Below are 17,873 nucleotides of genomic sequence, written 5' to 3'. Positions count from 1 at the left end.
GATGAATACGATTTATTTGCAAAGTTAATCCAGATTAAATCTGCTTGATGTTGAATTAAATTTAAGAAAATTTTGAGATTGGTCGGTTTGGAGTAAAAGTATGTCAGCTTCTAAAAATCCACGTTATGCACGAATTTTGCTAAAGCTTTCTGGTGAAGCTTTAGCAGGTAATAAAGATATGGGTATTGATGCCCAAGTGTTAGATCAAATGTCACTTTCAATTGCTCACTTGGTAGGTTTGGGTGTGCAAGTGGGTATCGTTGTTGGTGGCGGTAACTTATACCGCGGTAGCCAGCTACAGAAAGATGGTCTGGTTGGACGTGTAACAGGCGACCAGATGGGCATGTTGGCGACTGTGATGAACGGTTTGGCAATGCGCGATGCATTGGTGCGCCGCAATATCAAAACACGTTTAATGTCAGCATTGTCGATTGGTACAGTTGTTGAACCATACTCAAGCCGCGATGCGATCCGTCATTTAAGTCAAGGTGAAGTGTGTGTTTTTGTTGCTGGTACAGGTAACCCATTCTTTACTACAGATACCGCAGCTTGCTTGCGTGGTATCGAAATCGAAGCGAACCTGATCTTGAAAGCGACCAAAGTTGATGGCGTTTATAACAAAGATCCAAGCAAATACGATGATGCGGTTAAATATGACAATTTAACTTTCGATCAAGTACTTGATGAAAAGCTTGGCGTGATGGATCTTACGGCAATTTGTTTATGTCGTGATCACAATGTGCCATTACAAGTTTTTGATATGAACAAATCTGGTGCATTACTTTCTGTGGTAATGGGCGAAAAAGAGGGTACTCACGTTACGAACTAGGGTTTACTAATATTTCACCATGCATTGCGTTATAGACTAAAACAACACAAACTAGGCATGAAGCGAAAATAATGGCGATACCCTTATTGAGTTTCATAACGACGTTTGAGGAAGTTTTAGTCATAACCCTGCGGGACAGGAATATTTTTTGGCGTTACTGCGTTATGTTTCATTTATTTAGAGTGGCTAAATTTCATAAAACATGCCTTGCATCGCCTAAAAAATATTCTCTGTCGCAATCATCTGTGAAATGTTAATAAACCCTCATGTACGTGAGCCATAAAGCTCTTTATACTAATGTTTAAATATTTTGTAATACCTAATGAATAAGTAAGGAAGATCATATGATTAACGATCTCAAACAAGATAGCGAACAGCGCATGCAGAAGTCGCTTGACTCTTTAGAGTTGGGCTTTGCCAAAGTTCGTACAGGTCGTGCGCACCCATCTATTTTAAATGGTGTGATGGTTTCTTACTACGGCTCTGATGTTCCGTTGAATCAAGTCGCAAATATCGGGCTTGAAGATTCACGTACGCTATTGGTTCAACCATTTGAACGTTCAATGGTTGCTGCGATAGATAAAGCGATTCGTGAAGCAGGTTTGGGCTTGAACCCTATTACTGCTGATGCAATCCGTGTACCAATGGCTGCGTTAACAGAAGAAACTCGTCGTGATATGCAAAAAGTTGCGCGTGCAGAAGCTGAAAATGCCAAAGTTGCGATTCGTAACATTCGTCGCGATGTATTAGGTGATCTCAAAGCATTATTGAAAGAAAAAGAAATTTCTGAAGATGATGATCGTCGTGCATCAGATGATATTCAGAAAATCACTGATAAATATGTTGCAGAGGTTGATAAACGTCTTGCAGCAAAAGAAGCAGAATTGATGAAGGTCTGATTTTTATGACCTCGCAAGAAGAACAGCTTCTTCCTCAACATGTTGCCATCATTATGGATGGCAACAATCGTTTTGCCAAAAAAAATCAAATGCAAAAAGGCGATGGGCATCGTGAAGGCAAAAATGTCTTGGATCCGATTGTCGAGCATTGCAAGAAAGTTGGCATTCGCGCTTTAACCGTTTTTGCATTTTCAAGCGAAAACTGGAACCGTCCCCAATACGAAGTTGATTTGTTAATGAAATTGTTGGAAGAAACAATTCATGAGCAACTGCCGCGTATGGAAAAGTTCAATATTGCACTGCGTTTTATTGGTGACCGTTCTCGGTTGTCTAATGAATTACGTGATTTGATGCAATATGCCGAGCAAAAAACAGCAGCCTACAGCTCTATGACACTGACTATTGCGATTAGTTATGGTGGAATGTGGGATATGGCGCAAGCTGCGAAAATGATTGCTCAGGATGCGCTTGCAGGAAAGCTTCAAGCAGATCAGATAAATGTTGATTTATTTGATAAATATGTCAGTCTAAATGATCTTCCAGCTGTTGATTTATTGATCCGTACAGGTGGGGATTATCGTTTGTCTAACTTCTTACTCTGGCAAGCTGCCTATGCAGAATTGTATTTTACCGATACTTTGTGGCCAGAATTTACCATAGAAGAGCTAGATCATGCCTTTCGTGTTTTTTCAGGACGTGAACGACGCTTTGGCAAGACATCAGAACAGATTCAACAAGCGAAAATAGAGAATTAATAATGTTAGAGCGGATTATTACCGCATTGGTGTTAGTTGCTGTTGTTTTAAGTTGCATGTTTGCAACGCAATCACATTATCCAATGTTTATGCTTATGATTTTAGCTGCGGGGGTTGCAGGCTACGAATGGTTTAAGCTTATGCCACGTAGTGTAACCGCTGTTTCAAAGCCGAAGGCTTGGGTATATGGTGGCTGTGTTGCAGCAGTATCAACACTTGCATTATTTTTTGATGATGTTGCTCTTTTACTTTGGGCAGCATCAATTCTCACATGGTTGGGAAGCATCTATTGGGTCAAGAATTATCCTGAATCGGACAATTGGTACAATCCATCCCTCTATATCATCGGATTTATCCTGATTTCTGCTGCGGTAACTTCACTTTATGCTGTTTGGCATAGCTCACCGTGGTGGCTGATGTATTTGTTCCTGCTGGTTTGGGGAGCGGATAGTGGTGCTTATTTTGTTGGCCGTAAGTTTGGTAAGAAAAAACTTGCACCCTCTGTTAGCCCAAATAAATCAGTGGAAGGTTTATATGGCGGTATTGCGACAACAGTCATCATTATGCTGGTTGTGCAATATTTCTATTTAAACTTAACCGCAATACAGCTAATCTTATTCTTAATTCTTTCGATCATTACTGTGTTCGCATCCGTGCTGGGTGACTTGTTTGAATCCATGATTAAGCGCCGTGCTGGAATTAAAGATTCCGGTCGTGTACTCCCGGGACATGGTGGTGTGCTTGATCGTATTGATTCTTTGCTTGCTGCTGCACCGATTTTTGCAACAGGTATGTATATATTAAAACTTATTGGTGTAGATCTTTAAATGACTCAAGCTGTTTGTATATTGGGTGTTACTGGTTCAATTGGTCAAAGTACTTTAAAAGTATTGGAACAGCACCCAGACCAATACACCGTATTTGCAGTCTCTGCATATAGTCGTTTAGATGAACTTTTAGAAATTTGTAAAAAACATCATCCAAAAGTAGTTGTTGTGCCGAATGAAAAAGCATTTGAGTTACAACAACGTTTAAATCAAGAAAATTTAAAAAATATTGAAATCCTCACAGATGAGGCTGGCTTAATTGCAATTGCTGAGCATGCTGACGTTGATATCGTTATGGCGGCCATTGTTGGTGCGGCAGGTTTGTTACCCACGCTTGCGGCAGTAAAAGCAGGCAAGCGTGTTTTATTAGCCAACAAAGAATCATTAGTGATGTCGGGTGACATCATGATGCAGGCGGCACGCGAGCATAATGCATTATTGTTGCCAGTTGATTCTGAACATAATGCGATTTTCCAATCTCTACCGCACGATTATCTCAATGCAGAAAGAACAGGGCAGCCACAATTGGGTGTGTCTCGTATTTTGCTGACAGCATCAGGTGGGCCTTTTCTCAACCATTCCTTGGCACAACTGCATGATGTTACACCGCAACAGGCATGCAAGCATCCAAACTGGTCAATGGGGCAGAAAATCTCAGTTGATTCGGCGACCTTAATGAATAAAGGTCTGGAATTGATCGAAGCTTGCCATTTGTTTTCAATATCAGAACATTTTGTTACAGTTGTTGTTCACCCACAAAGTATTATTCATTCCATGGTGCAATATGTGGATGGATCAACTTTGGCACAAATGGGTAACCCAGATATGTGTACGCCAATTGCGCATGCATTAGCTTGGCCTAAACGGTTGGTAACAGATGTTCCTGCGCTTGATTTATTTGAGACAGCTCAATTGAATTTTCAGCAACCAGATATTGTTAAGTTTCCAGCATTGGACTTGGCACGTCAGGCAATGCGTGCAGGTGGTTTGGCACCTACAGTATTAAATGCAGCAAATGAAATTGCAGTTGCTGCGTTTTTGAAGCAAAAAATCCGATTCACCGAGATTCCTCAAGTGGTCGATCATACTTTGCAAGCTGTACAAAATGCTAAAGCAGAAAACATAGACATCATTTTACAGACTGATATGATCGCTAGACAGATTGCAGAAAAGTATATTGTGAGAAAAGGAGGCTAAATCGTATGAATGCACTATTTATGATTGTTGCAGCGATTTTATTGCTTGGTCCTTTGATCGCAATTCATGAATTTGGTCATTATTGGGTCGCGCGTAGATTAGGCGTTAAAGTTCTAGTTTATTCGATTGGTTTTGGGCCAACATTATTAAAATGGCAGTCTAAAAAATCAGGTATCCAATATCAGCTTTCTGCTTTGCCACTGGGTGGCTATGTCAAAATGCTGGATGAGCGCGAAGGCAATGTTGCAGAGCAAGATTTACCTTATGCATTTAACCGACAATCTCCGTGGAAACGTATTGCAATTGTTGCTGCGGGACCATTGATTAACCTGTTTTTTGCAGTATTTCTGTTCTGGATTTTGTTCCTTCCTGCGCAAGAACAACTGAATACACGTATTGGTAAAGTGATGCCAAATACACCTGCTGCACAAGTTGACTTGAAAGTGGGTGACAAGATTATCAATGTTGACGGACAAACAACGCCAACATGGGAAAAATTGAATTACGCTTTGGTAAATCGTGTTGGTGAAACTGGGCAAGTCTCGATTATTGTTGATCGTGCGGGCACTGAAAAACAGTTTAGTTTACCGATTAAAGATTTCCTGAAAGATCAAAGTCAGTCTCCATTGGATGTATTGGGCTTCTTGCCTTACCGTCCAGTGATTCCTGCTAAAGTGAAAGAACTCAGTGCAGATGGTGCGGCAGTGCGTCAAGGCATGAAAGTGGGTGATCAGATCGTTGCAATCGATAATGTTGCAATGAAAGACTGGTTTGATGTGGTTGATGTAGTTCAAAGCTCTCCAGAAAAGTTGCTGAATATTGATGTATTACGCGAAGGGCAGATTGTGCATTTGCAAGTCATGCCTCAAGGTCAACGCGACAATATGGGCAATACCACGGGCGTGCTTGGGGTGAAGAGTGATGCGGGTAAGATCACGATTCCAAACGAATACAAACAAACCATTCAATATTCACCGATTGAAGCTTTGGGTGTCGCAGTGGATAAGACCACTCAGCTCTCAGGCATGATTTTTAACTCTATTATCAAGATGGTGCGTGGTTTAATTGGACTGGATAATTTATCTGGCCCAATCACGATTGCGAAAGTGGCTGGTCAAAGTGCTGAAATGGGATGGCAAACGTTTATCTCCTTCATGGCTTTGATGAGTGTCAGCTTAGGGATTTTGAATTTATTACCGATTCCGATGCTTGATGGTGGTCACTTGGTGTATTACTTTATCGAAGCAATTCGTGGTAAACCTGTTTCTGAACAAATACAGATGTTTGGTCTAAAAGTTGGTATGGTACTGCTCGGTAGCATGATGCTTTTGGCTTTATTTAACGACTTCATGCGTTTATAACAACGCAAATGGAATTTAACTTACTGGAAAATATATGGGCATGCGTCACACACATTTATTAATGCCTTTGGCACTGGTTAGTGCGATGGCAGTGGTACAACAAGCATACGCTGCAGATGAGTTTCTTGCACAAGATATACGAATTGATGGCTTAGTGCGTTTAACACCTGCAAGTATCTATTCTATGTTACCAATAAATAGTGGCGATAGAGTAAGTGATCCTATGATTGCTGAGGCAATCCGTACTTTATATGCTTCTGGTTTATTTGATGACATCAAAACCTATAAAGAAAATAATGTTTTGGTCTTTAAAGTTGTTGAACGTCCAGTTATTTCAAAGCTGGAATTCAAAGGCAATAAACTGATTCCAAAAGAAGCCTTAGAGCAAGGCTTAAAGAAAATGGGTATTGCGGAAGGTGAAGTTTTCAAAAAATCTGCATTACAGATTATTGAAACAGAGCTTGAGCAACAATACACCCAGCAAGGTCGTTATGATGCTGATGTTTCGGTTGAAACAGTTGCGCGTCCAAATAACCGTGTTGAATTAAAGCTAAACTTCAATGAAGGTACTGCTGCTAAAGTATTTGATATTAACATCATCGGTAATACAGTCTTTAGTGATAGCGATATCAAGCAAGCTTTTGCAGTGAAAGAAAGCGGCTGGGCATCTGTCGTTACACGTAATGACCGCTATGCACGTGAAAAAATGGCGGCCAGTCTGGAAGCTTTACGTGCTTTGTACTTAAACAAAGGTTATATCAACTTTAATATTATCAATTCACAACTGAACATAAGTGAAGATAAAAAGCACATCTTTATCGAAGTTTCAGTAGATGAAGGTAGCCAGTTTAAGTTTGGTGAAACCAAATTCTTGGGTGATGCACTTTATAAACCAGAAGAGCTAACAGCGCTTAAGCTTTATAAAGATGGTGAAACTTATTCGCAAGAAAAAGTAAATGCAGTTAAACAACTTTTACTTCGTAAATATGGTAATGCAGGTTATTACTACGCTGAAGTAAATGTTGTACCTGAAATCAACAATGAAACTGGCATTGTGAACCTGAATTATTATATCAATCCAGGTCAGCAAGTGACTGTACGTCGTATCAACTTCACAGGTAACAGTAAAACTGCAGATGAAGTTTTACGTCGTGAAATGCGTCAGATGGAAGGTGCATTGGCGAGTAACGAGAAAATCGATCTTTCTAAAGTTCGTTTAGAACGTACCGGTTTCTTTAAAACAGTTGATGTAAAACCTGTTCGTGTACCAAACTCTCCTGATGAAGTCGATTTAAACGTGAATGTTGAAGAACAACATTCTGGTACAACCACACTTGCTGTAGGTTACTCACAAAATGGTGGTGTAACTTTCCAGGCAGGTTTAAGTCAAACCAACTTTATGGGTACAGGTAATCGTGTAGCGATTGATTTGTCGCGCTCAGAAACTCAAGATTACTATAACTTAAGTGTGACGGATCCATACTTCACCATTGATGGTGTAAGTCGTGGTTATAACGTTTACTACCGTAAAACCAAACTAAATGAAGACTATAACGTTAATAACTATGTGACGGATAGTATTGGTGGTAGTTTAAGTTTTGGTTATCCAATTGATGAAAACCAGAGTTTAAGTGCATCTTTAGGGGTTGACCAGACTAAAGTTCGTACTGGTCCAAGCGTATCAACGTACATTCGTGATTATTTATTGGCAAATGGTGGTAAGGCCACTGGAACTGGTACGTGGTGCCCGACAGGGGTAAATGAAAAAGATTCAGACCAGAAAGATATACCAGGTACATGTAAGGATGGATTTAAGCCATACGATAATGCTTTTGAAGGTACCTTCTTAACCTATATGTTAAACCTTGGTTGGTCTTATAATACATTGAATAGACCAATCTTCCCAACATCTGGTATGTCTCATCGTGTAGGCCTAGAAATTGGTTTACCAGGTAGTGATGTTGACTATCAAAAAGTAACTTATGATGCGCAAGCCTTTAAAACACTGGGTGCAGGCTTTGTACTTCGTGGTTATGGTAAATTAGGTTATGGTAATGACTTACCATTCTATAAAAACTTCTATGCTGGTGGTTATGGTTCGGTACGTGGTTATGATAACAGTACTTTAGGACCAAAATATCCAAGTGTTATTTTCCAGGAAACTGATAAGAATGACCCAGATCCAGAAGAAGTTGGTGGTAATGCTTTAGTACAGTTCGGTACAGAGCTGGCATTACCTTTACCATTCAAAGGTGATTGGACACGTCAGGTTCGTCCAGTATTGTTCGCAGAAGGTGCGCAAGTATTTGATACCAAATGTGATATCGCAACTGGAACAATGAAGATGAATGGAAGTGATATCAACATCAAGCAATACTGTAATGACAACTACAAGTTTGATTTTAGCAATATGCGCTATAGCGTGGGTGTTGGCTTCACATGGATTACCATGATTGGTCCATTATCACTTAGCTATGCATATCCGTTAAATGATAAGCCAGGCGATGATACTAAATCTATCCAATTCGAAATCGGTCGTACTTTCTAAGTACGGCCTTGCTTAGCGCTGTAAGATATATAAAGGATGCAATAATGAAAACATTAACAAAGCTGATGTTAGGTTTGGGTTTAACGGTTTCCGCAACAGTAAACGCTGCTGGCTTGGCTGTAGTAGATTTGGCTAAAGTTGTAGAAAGCAGTACTTATCTCAAGCAACAAAATGCGAGCTTGAGCCAGTCAGTAAAACCGACTTCAACTCGTCTTGAACAATTGGGTAAAGAGTTAGAGTCTTTGCAACAAAAAGCACAGACTGAAGGCCAGAAAATGAATCAGGCTGATATTCAAAAGTTAACTGCTCAATATCAGTCAAAACTGAGTGAATTCAACTCAACTCAGCAAGGTCTACAAACCAAAGTTCAGTCTAGTTTGCAGGCAATGAATACAACTTTTGAAACACGTGTGAAGCAAGCTGCTGAACAATTGCGTAAAGAGAACAACTTAGACTTCATTTTGAATAAAAATTCTACGATTGCCTCTGACGCTCAGTATGATTTAACTGATAAAATGATTCAAAAGGTTAATTCAATTAAATAATCAATGAATAGACGTACTTATCGTTTAGAAGAAATTGCTCACCTTGTCAAAGGTGAGTATTTCGGTGCACAAGATTTTCAGATCTCGGGCTTGGCAAGTTTAGAACATGCACAAGAAAATCAGATCTGTTTTGTGAATGGCGACAAATATCTCGCACAGGCAGAAGCAAGTCATGCGGGTGTGTATATCGTCACAGCTTCACTTAAATCACAACTGATCAATAAACAAAATTTTATTGTTGTTGATAATCCTTATTTAGCTTTTGCGACTTTAACGCATTTATTTGAAAAAAAGATTACCCAACGTGGCATTGAAAGTACTGCCAAAATTCATCCATCTGCCATGATTGCCGATGATGTGTATATTGGACACTATGTTGTAATCGGTGAAAACTGTGTTGTTGGTAACAATACAATTATTCAGGCACATGCTTTTGTGGATGATGAAGTCGAAATTGGTAAAGACTGTTTTATTGATGCGCATGTGACGATTACAGGTGCTGCAAAACTGAAAGATCGTGTGCGCATCCACGCCAATACCGTCATTGGTACGGAAGGTTTTGGATTTGCACCGTATCAGGGTAAGTGGCACCGTATTGCACAACTGGGCTCGGTTCGTATCGGAAATGATGTTCGAATTGGATCAAATTGTAGTATTGATCGTGGTGCACTGGATGACACAATTTTGGAAGATGGTGTCATTATTGATAACCTTGTGCAAGTTGCTCACAATGTGCATATTGGTGAAAATACGGCCATCGCTGCAAATTGTGGGATCGCAGGGAGTGCCCGGATTGGCAAAAACTGTATTCTAGGTGGTGCATCAGGGGTGGTTGGACACCTTACAATTGCAGATAATGTGACACTTACTGCAATGTCAATGGTCACAAGAAATATTTCTGAGGCTGGAACGTATTCTTCTGGTATGGGACTTTTTGAAAATAGTCACTGGAAAAAGACAATTGTACGTCTCAGACAATTAGCAGATGTGCCATTGACCCAAATCACTAAAAGGCTTGATCATATGCAAGCTCAATTAGAGTCCCTTGAATCAACCTTTAAGTTACGTAAATAATTTATTATGACTGAGTCTACATCTCCAGCATTTACGATGCCTGAATTACCAATGGATATTCTTACCATTCGTGAATATTTACCCCATCGTTATCCATTTTTATTAGTTGATCGCGTTACGGAAATAACTGAGAACAGTATTGTCGGTTATAAAAACGTCTCGATTAATGAAGAGTTTTTCCAAGGGCATTTCCCGACTTATCCAATTATGCCTGGCGTACTAATGATTGAAGCATTAGCGCAGGTTTCTGGAATCTTGGGTTTTGTCTTAACTAATCAAAAGCCGAAAGCAGGTTCATTGTTTTTATTTGCAGGCGCAGAAAAGATCAGATTTAAAAAACAAGTTGTTGCAGGTGACCAGCTTGTCTTAAAATCTGAACTTGTGATGCAAAAACGTGGCATTTACAAGTACAATTGTACTGCTAGCGTTGATGGCATTGTTGCTGCAACGGCAGAGATTATTATTTCACACCAGAAAATTGAGCAGACATGAGTAGTCAGAATTTAATACATCCCACAGCAATTATTGACCCGTCTGCAGAAATTGCATCTGATGTACAAATTGGTCCGTATTGTGTTGTGGGTCCAAATGTAAGTATTGACTCTGGTACAAAATTACATTCACATGTTGTCATTGGTGGTTTTACGAGAATTGGTAAAAATAATGATATTTTCCAGTTCTCGAGTATTGGGGAAATTTGTCAGGATTTAAAATATCAAGGCGAAGAAACCTGGTTAGAAATCGGTGACCATAATTCGATTCGCGAGCATTGTACTTTGCATCGTGGTACGGTTCAGGATCACAGCCTGACCAAAATTGGTAGCCATAACCTGTTAATGGTCAATACGCATATTGCCCATGACTGTGTTATTGGTAACCATAATATTTTTGCTAATAATGTTGGTGTTGCAGGGCATGTCCATGTCGGCGATCACGTGATTGTCGGTGGTAATGCGGGTATTCATCAATTTTGCAAAATCGACTCATATAGTATGATCGGTGGTGCAGCGCTTATCCTTAAAGACGTACCTGCTTATATCATGGCCTCTGGTAATCCAGCGCGTGCTTATGGTATGAATATTGAAGGGATGCGTCGTAAAGGATGGTCTCGTGATACGATTCAGGGTTTACGAGAAGCTTACAAGCTGATCTATAAATCTGGTTTAACCACTGAACAGGCGATTGAACAGATTCGTAATGAAATTCTGGTCAAAACACCTGAGGCTCAGCTATTCATCGATTCATTGGAACAATCCACACGTGGTATTGTGCGTTAATCGATAATGCAAAGCAAAAAAGACACGATAGTGTCTTTTTTTTTATGCTCAATTTTCTTCTTCTACAAATTGTTGTCGATATTGTTTAGGTGAATGCTCAAAGGTGCGTTTAAAGGCTTGGCTAAAAGCCGTTTCTGAGGAGTAACCCACTTTATTGGCAATCTGTTGTATTGAGTGATTGCTTTTACGCAGATATTGACTTGCCAGACGCATGCGATGCTGCTGTAAATAGGCGAGAGGTGATTCACCAATCACTTCGTGGAAGAGGCTGGCAAACTTGGAGCGTGACATACAGCATTGTTCTGCCAATGATTCAACCGTCCAGGCATCTTCGGGATGGTTATGGATGGCAGCCAGACTATTGCTGAGTTCTGGATGATTTAAGGCACTGAGCCAACCATGTTGAGTTGAGATTTGTTGAATATGATCTCGAATACACTTGATTAATAAGATATTCACGAGATGATCAATGATGATATCGCGGCCTGCCTGAATATTTTGTGTTTCTAAGGCAAGGAAATGTAAGCCAATTTGTAGCCATTCGGGCGCATTGGTATCTCCGTGCTGGAGATGAATAATCGGAGGTAAGGCCTGAATAAAAGGACGAGCCATAATGGTGTCAATCTGGCAGCGTACCGTCAGAATGAGATTTTTTTCGGATGACTGTGTGCCGAATTCGAAGGCTTCTTCTTTATGACCATCGAACAATTTTGAAATATCAACGGCATCGACCAGTTTGGTAATCGCATTATCTGCACCTGTATGGGCTTTCCCTGAAGAAATCACCACAATTTCGCCCGCATGTGCAGTTAAACTATTTTGCGCATCAATTTGAATAAAAACAGAACCAACTAAAACAATATGAACAATTAAGGCGCTTTGATCTTGGCAGATAAAACTCCATTCTCCTTGAGTTTTCAAGTAGATATATTCAGTGTGATTTAAATGAATATCAGCAAATATTTTACTTAAAGCATCCATATGATTTTTTAACGATGTATTCATTTAAATTATAGAGAGCTGTACCAATAACTCAATATGTGTTTATAGGACAAAAACAGGGAGGATCATGCCAAAGACTTTGACATAGCTTTTTTGGACGCTTGCAACTGTCATGAATTCCATAATTCCTCAAAATATACTTATATATACAAAGACATGGATTCGATGATGAATGCGCCAGTAAATGTTGAGCAAGAACTTACGCCAGTAAGCATTCCAAAGTCAAAAACTCAGTTGGATCGGAAACGTTATTTATGGGCCATTAGCCCAGCTTTGCCTGTAATCGGAATTGGTATTTTGGCAGGTTATCAATTTGCACCACGCCCATTGAAAAAAATCTTTGCTTTAGGTGGTCCAATTGTTTTACACATTGTGATTCCAACAATTGATACGATTATTGGGAAAGACGCCAATAATCCAACCGATGAAGATATTAAGCTGTTAGAAAAAGACCCATATTATTCTCGATTGGTAAAAAGCTTTATTCCACTACAATATGCAGCCAATGTTTATGCATGTTATTTATCAAGCCGTAAAGAAACCTCTTTCATTGATAAGATTTTTCTTGGTATTTCAATGGGCGCAATTAATGGGATTGCTATTAATACTGCACATGAGCTAAGTCATAAATCTGATCGTATTGATCATATCCTTTCACATTTGGCGTTGGTACCAACAGGGTATAACCATTTCCGTGTTGAACATCCTTATGGTCACCATAAACGTGCTGCGACACCTGAAGATCCAGCATCTTCACAAATGGGTGAAACGTTCTATGAGTTTTGGCCACGTACCGTCATTGGCTCTTTCAAATCAGCAATTGAAATCGAAACGACGCGTTTAAAACGTAAAGGCAAAGAGTTCTGGTCAAGGGACAATGAATTGCTACAAGGTTGGGGCATGAGTGCCGTGTTTCATGGCTCAATGGTTGGTCTGTTTGGTAAGGGCGTAATTCCTTATTTAGCAACTCAAGCGTTCTACGGCATTAGTTTATTTGAAATTATTAACTATATTGAACACTACGGCCTAAAACGTCAAAAAGACAAAAATGGCAAATATGAGCGCACCATGCCTGAGCATAGCTGGAACAATAATAATATTGTGACCAATTTGTTCTTATATCAATTACAGCGCCATTCAGATCATCACGCTTATCCAACCCGTCCATTCCAGGCATTGCGTCATTTTGATGAAGCGCCAGAATTACCGAGTGGTTATGCAAGTATGTTATTGCCTGCTTTGATTCCACCACTATGGTCAAAAATGATGGATAAGCGCGTCTTTGATCATTATAAAGGTGACTTGAATAAAGCCAATATTTATCCAAAACGTCGTGCCAAACTGTTTAAGAAATTTGGTGTGGTTGACCAATCATTAAATGAAGTTTCTACAGAACAGGTAGCAACTGCATAATCTAAAAAATATTGCAAAAGCAGGGCACTGGTGAATCATCATCAGTGCCTTTTTATTTTCTTGTATTAAAACTTTAACCAAGTACAGATTTTGCATCTTCTTGCTGTATATCTATGTATAACTTAAGAATAATCTTATAAGCAATTTATGAGGCAAAGATGACAAAACATTATGATTATATTGCGATTGGTGCTGGCAGTGGTGGCATTGCATCAGTGAATCGTGCTGCCATGTACGGGAAAAAATGTGCCTTAATTGAAAAAGCCGAGCTCGGTGGAACCTGTGTCAACGTAGGTTGTGTGCCTAAAAAGGTGATGTGGTATGCGGCTCATGTGGCTGAGGCCATCCATAAATATGGCCCAGATTATGGCTTTAACAGTAAAGTTGAATCTTTCGATTGGCAGACTTTAATTAAAAACAGACAGGCTTATATCGATCGTATTCATCAGTCCTATCAAAATAGCCTAAGCAAGAATCAGGTTGATCTTATTTATGGCGCGGCTCATTTCATTGATAAAAATACCATCGAAGTTAACGGTGAGAAATTCACGGCAGATCATATCTTGATTGCAACTGGGACACAGCCGTCATTACCAGATATTGAAGGTGTTGAATATGGTATTGATTCGAACGGTTTCTTTGAGCTTACAGCTTTACCTAAAAAAACGGCAGTGATCGGTTCGGGGTATATTGCGGTTGAGTTGGCGGGTGTACTCAATGCTTTGGGTTCGCAAGTCGGATTGTTTATTCGTAAGGATTTACCCGTAAGACGCTTTGATTCATTTGTCAGTGAAACATTGGTTGAGGTCATGCAAACTGATGGTATCAGCGTACATACCCAAGCTGTACCAAAGAAAATCACAAAAAATGATGATGATTCCGTTACTTTACATTTAGAAAATGGCGAAACCTATACGGTTGATTGCTTAATCTGGGCAACGGGGCGAGAGCCAAATACTGCGAGTTTGAATCTGGATAAAGCCAATGTTCAACTGGATGAGCGAGGCTATATTCAAGTCGATAAATTCCAGAATACTTCACAGCAAGGCGTGTATGCGGTGGGTGATATTACAGGGAAAATGGAACTGACTCCGGTTGCTGTGGCTGCTGGGCGGAGACTCTCTGAGCGATTATTTAATCATAAACCAGAGGAGCACTTGGATTATGACAATATTCCGACCGTGGTATTTAGTCATCCGCCGATTGGCACAGTGGGGATCACTGAAAAAGAAGCCATAGAGCAATACGGGCAACAAGCGGTTAAAGTGTATAACTCATCCTTTACTGCGATGTACAGCGCCATTACGCAACATCGTCAGCCGACCAAAATGAAGCTGGTCTGTGTTGGGGGAAATGAAAAAATTGTCGGTATCCACGGTATCGGTTTTGGCATGGATGAGATTTTACAAGGCTTTGCAGTGGCCTTGAAAATGGGTGCGACCAAGAAAGATTTTGATAATACTGTAGCCATTCATCCAACCTCGGCAGAAGAGTTTGTGACGATGAGATAAGGCATAATTTATTAAAATAGAAAGGACGTGCTGAACACGTCCTTTTTCTTCGCATTGAATAAGTAAAGCAACAATTATTTCAATTCACTGGATGATTTACCCAATTCACGACGGGCAATGATCAATTGCTGGATCTGTTGTGTACCTTCAAAAATATCCAGAATTTTTGAGTCACGTGCCCATTTTTCCAGTAATTCATCTTCGCCATAACCGACACTGGCAGCCAGCTCGACGCATTTTAAGGTAATTTCATTGCCAACACGACCAGCTTTCGCTTTGGCAATCGATGCTTCTTTTGAATTCGGTTTTTTATTGTCGGCCATCCAGGTTGCTTTAATCATTAACAAACGGGCTGCTTCCCATTCGGCTTCCATTCGATAGATTTGCGCAGCTAAATTTGAAGTTTGTAAGTAGGGTGTTTTGTAGTCTGGATCAAGCTGATCTTTAAAGATTTCTTTAATTCGCTCTAACGAAGCTTTGGCACAACCAATTGCCATTGCTGCAACCAGTGGACGGGTATTGTCAAAGGTTTCCATCACGCCAGCAAAGCCTTTTGCCACATCAATCTCAGGATTACCTAACAGATTGGCAGCAGGCACACGACAGTCAATAAAGCTAATCACCGCGGTATCTGAAGCTTTAATTCCGAGTTTATGTTCCAGACGCTCAACCTTCATTCCAGATGTGCCTTTAGGTACCACGAATGATTTAATCGCAGCACGACCTAGCTTTTTATCTAATGTTGCCCACACCACCACCGAGTCGGCACGTTCACCTGAGGTGACAAAGATTTTTTCACCATTCAGGATATAGTCATCACCATCTTTGGTTGCTGTAGTGCGAATTGCTGCCGAGTCAGAACCACAACCGGGTTCTGTGATCGCCATCGCTGCCCAAGTGCCTTTGAAGCGTTCTAACTGTTCATCATTGGCAACTGCTGCAATGGCAGAGTTACCTAAGCCTTGACGTGGCATACTCAGTAATAGGCCTGTATCACCGTAACACATTTCAATAATGCCCAGCGCTGCTGACATATTGCCGCCATTTACAACTGTATCTGGGTTTACCGTGCCGCGTTTACTGGCATTGGCTGCACCGACACCTTCGCCACTTTCATTCATGCCATCTAGTAAGGCAGCAAGCATGTCCAGTTCTTTCGGGTAAGCATGTTCGGCTTTGTCATATTTACGGGAAATAGGTCGTAAAACATTCAGCGCAGTTTCGTGTGCCTGATCCACCAGCATTTTGAATTTTTTCGGATTTTGTAAGTTCATTATTGTTCTCCAAAATTAAGCGTGTAGGCCAGAATGCAGGATTGCAGTTGCACGAAGGTCGCGATACCAGCGTTCAACAGGATGCTCCTTGGTAAAGCCATGACCACCCAGAATTTGTACGCCATCAGTACCTATTTTCATTGATTTTTCAGCACAGAGCAGGCTAGCAAGATAAGCTTCACGATGGAACGGTTGTCCGGCTTCTGCCAAGCTTGCAGCATTGAGTACCAGCATACGCATGGCATCGATTTCAATTGCCATATCCGCAATCATGAAGGCTACACTTTGACGATGTGAAATAGGTTCACCGAAGGCTGTACGCTCATTGGCGTATTTAATACAGTAGGCTTTGATGGCTTCACAGGTTCCAACAGCCATGGCACACCACATCAGGTTGCCTAGATCGACAAAAGCGGTGTAATCAAAATCGCTGTCACCTAAACGCAAGGCTGGGGTCTGGTTGAATTGCAGTGTCGCGGTTTCAGAGGCTTTTAAACCCATCGCTGGATTGGCTTTGATGGCAATAGTTTCATTGGACTGCACCACGAAAATATCAGGCTGACCGTTAAATTCTGCACTAACCAGAAAGACATCTGCGGTATCGCCTAAAATTACTAAGGTTTTTTCACCAGTAATATAGAATTGTCCATTGGCTTCTGTGGCTTTGGTCTTTAACTGAAATGGGTTAAATGCGGGTGTTGCTTCTTGGAAGGCAAAACTTGCAGTGACATCGGTATCTTCAGCAAATACAGGTAAATACATGGACTGAACTTGAGTAGATCCCCAACGGGTTATGGCATTGATCACGCTGAAAGTACTGAGTAAACCCGCAGTCAGGCTGAAATCACCTTTTGCCAGATTTTCTGCAATCAGGATATTGCTAACAATATTTTTTTCTGCTGCAACGCCACCCAAGGCTTCTGGAAGCGCGTAGTAGTTTAAGCCGAGATCGACCAGATGCTGCCAGAGTTGTTCTGGAAACTGAGCGTGATGGTCCGCATCATGTGCAAGCGTATATAAGACCTCTTCTGCAAATTGTGACATCGCGTCAACGGTCATTTGCTGTTCTTCGGTCAGGCTGAGATCAAACAGATTTTTGTTAGTCTGATTCGGGAGACGTTGTTTATCGATGGGTTGAGGCTTAAATGCTTTTTGAGTTTTATTAAGTACCTTAAAGCCTGTTTTTGAACCTTGATATAATGATTTTTCTACAAATTTTCTTAATTTGAGTTGATCAAGTACTTCGCTTCCTGCGATTTTTGTGATCAAAGATAGCCCAAACCCTTGAGCCTTATTCATCATATTCGACATGGTTATATCCTGAAGGATGGTTGTAAAATTATGCTGACATGCTCCTGATC

The 17,873-nt window shown here is 40.5% G+C and carries 16 protein-coding genes; 13 read left to right on the top strand and 3 right to left on the bottom strand.

What is annotated here, in order from left to right:
• Positions 1 to 100 precede the first annotated feature (100 nt).
• The 11 genes from pyrH to lpxA all read left to right on the top strand — a co-directional run bounded on the left by pyrH (position 101) and on the right by lpxA (position 11,312).
• Complete coding sequence (gene pyrH, locus A9Z07_RS14920) at positions 101 to 829, top strand: UMP kinase (protein ID WP_004772000.1); 729 nt, start codon at positions 101 to 103, stop codon at positions 827 to 829.
• A gap of 344 nt (positions 830 to 1,173) precedes the next feature.
• On the top strand, positions 1,174 to 1,728 hold the full coding sequence (gene frr / locus A9Z07_RS14915; protein ID WP_004653307.1) for a ribosome recycling factor: 555 nt from the start codon (positions 1,174 to 1,176) through the stop codon (positions 1,726 to 1,728).
• 5 nt (positions 1,729 to 1,733) lie between these two features.
• Complete coding sequence (uppS, locus tag A9Z07_RS14910; protein ID WP_005257328.1) at positions 1,734 to 2,483, top strand: polyprenyl diphosphate synthase; 750 nt, start codon at positions 1,734 to 1,736, stop codon at positions 2,481 to 2,483.
• A 2-nt stretch (positions 2,484 to 2,485) separates the two neighbouring features.
• Positions 2,486 to 3,310, top strand: coding sequence for a phosphatidate cytidylyltransferase (locus A9Z07_RS14905; protein WP_004772005.1), 825 nt, complete (start codon positions 2,486 to 2,488; stop codon positions 3,308 to 3,310).
• Positions 3,311 to 4,507 (top strand): 1-deoxy-D-xylulose-5-phosphate reductoisomerase, encoded by a 1,197-nt coding sequence (gene ispC, locus A9Z07_RS14900; RefSeq protein ID WP_069579689.1) that lies wholly within the window; start codon positions 3,311 to 3,313, stop codon positions 4,505 to 4,507.
• 5 nt (positions 4,508 to 4,512) lie between these two features.
• The gene (gene rseP, locus A9Z07_RS14895) at positions 4,513 to 5,868 is read left to right on the top strand and encodes an RIP metalloprotease RseP (RefSeq protein WP_004772007.1); all 1,356 of its coding nucleotides are present in this window, start codon (positions 4,513 to 4,515) and stop codon (positions 5,866 to 5,868) included.
• A 34-nt stretch (positions 5,869 to 5,902) separates the two neighbouring features.
• Positions 5,903 to 8,416, top strand: coding sequence for an outer membrane protein assembly factor BamA (bamA, locus tag A9Z07_RS14890; protein ID WP_069579688.1), 2,514 nt, complete (start codon positions 5,903 to 5,905; stop codon positions 8,414 to 8,416).
• 44 nt (positions 8,417 to 8,460) lie between these two features.
• Positions 8,461 to 8,961: an OmpH family outer membrane protein gene (locus tag A9Z07_RS14885; protein WP_004772009.1), complete on the top strand. Its 501-nt coding sequence runs from the start codon at positions 8,461 to 8,463 to the stop codon at positions 8,959 to 8,961.
• Positions 8,962 to 8,964: 3 nt separating this feature from the next.
• Entirely contained in the window at positions 8,965 to 10,035 is a 1,071-nt protein-coding gene (lpxD, locus tag A9Z07_RS14880; RefSeq protein ID WP_069579684.1) for a UDP-3-O-(3-hydroxymyristoyl)glucosamine N-acyltransferase, read from the top strand.
• Between the two features lie 6 nt (positions 10,036 to 10,041).
• The gene (gene fabZ / locus A9Z07_RS14875; RefSeq protein ID WP_004772011.1) at positions 10,042 to 10,527 is read left to right on the top strand and encodes a 3-hydroxyacyl-ACP dehydratase FabZ; all 486 of its coding nucleotides are present in this window, start codon (positions 10,042 to 10,044) and stop codon (positions 10,525 to 10,527) included.
• Positions 10,524 to 11,312 (top strand): acyl-ACP--UDP-N-acetylglucosamine O-acyltransferase, encoded by a 789-nt coding sequence (lpxA, locus tag A9Z07_RS14870; RefSeq protein WP_004772012.1) that lies wholly within the window; start codon positions 10,524 to 10,526, stop codon positions 11,310 to 11,312. The genes fabZ and lpxA overlap by 4 nt, the downstream gene beginning before the upstream one ends.
• A 48-nt stretch (positions 11,313 to 11,360) precedes the next feature.
• On the opposite strand, the gene A9Z07_RS14865 is transcribed toward lpxA, so the two are convergent.
• Complete coding sequence (locus A9Z07_RS14865) at positions 11,361 to 12,293, bottom strand: AraC family transcriptional regulator (RefSeq protein ID WP_069579692.1); 933 nt, start codon at positions 12,291 to 12,293, stop codon at positions 11,361 to 11,363.
• Positions 12,294 to 12,482: 189 nt separating this feature from the next.
• Between A9Z07_RS14865 and A9Z07_RS14860 the strand changes: the two genes are divergently transcribed.
• Both A9Z07_RS14860 and gorA read left to right on the top strand, forming a co-directional pair.
• On the top strand, positions 12,483 to 13,727 hold the full coding sequence (locus tag A9Z07_RS14860; RefSeq protein WP_069579682.1) for an alkane 1-monooxygenase: 1,245 nt from the start codon (positions 12,483 to 12,485) through the stop codon (positions 13,725 to 13,727).
• 158 nt (positions 13,728 to 13,885) lie between these two features.
• A complete protein-coding gene (gene gorA / locus A9Z07_RS14855; RefSeq protein ID WP_069579678.1) occupies positions 13,886 to 15,238 on the top strand; it encodes a glutathione-disulfide reductase in 1,353 nt (450 codons plus the stop codon).
• Positions 15,239 to 15,312: 74 nt separating this feature from the next.
• On the opposite strand, the gene A9Z07_RS14850 is transcribed toward gorA, so the two are convergent.
• Both A9Z07_RS14850 and A9Z07_RS14845 read right to left on the bottom strand, forming a co-directional pair.
• Positions 15,313 to 16,512 (bottom strand): acyl-CoA dehydrogenase family protein, encoded by a 1,200-nt coding sequence (locus tag A9Z07_RS14850; RefSeq protein WP_062847872.1) that lies wholly within the window; start codon positions 16,510 to 16,512, stop codon positions 15,313 to 15,315.
• Positions 16,513 to 16,527: 15 nt separating this feature from the next.
• Positions 16,528 to 17,814, bottom strand: coding sequence for an acyl-CoA dehydrogenase family protein (locus A9Z07_RS14845; RefSeq protein WP_171258987.1), 1,287 nt, complete (start codon positions 17,812 to 17,814; stop codon positions 16,528 to 16,530).
• Positions 17,815 to 17,873 lie beyond the last annotated feature (59 nt).

Origin of the sequence: Acinetobacter sp. YK3, assembly GCF_001729365.1 — a bacterium.
Lineage (GTDB): Bacteria > Pseudomonadota > Gammaproteobacteria > Pseudomonadales > Moraxellaceae > Acinetobacter > Acinetobacter vivianii.
The sequence above is the reverse complement of the archived record's forward strand: the minus strand, read 5'-3'. Positions and strand labels throughout refer to the sequence as shown.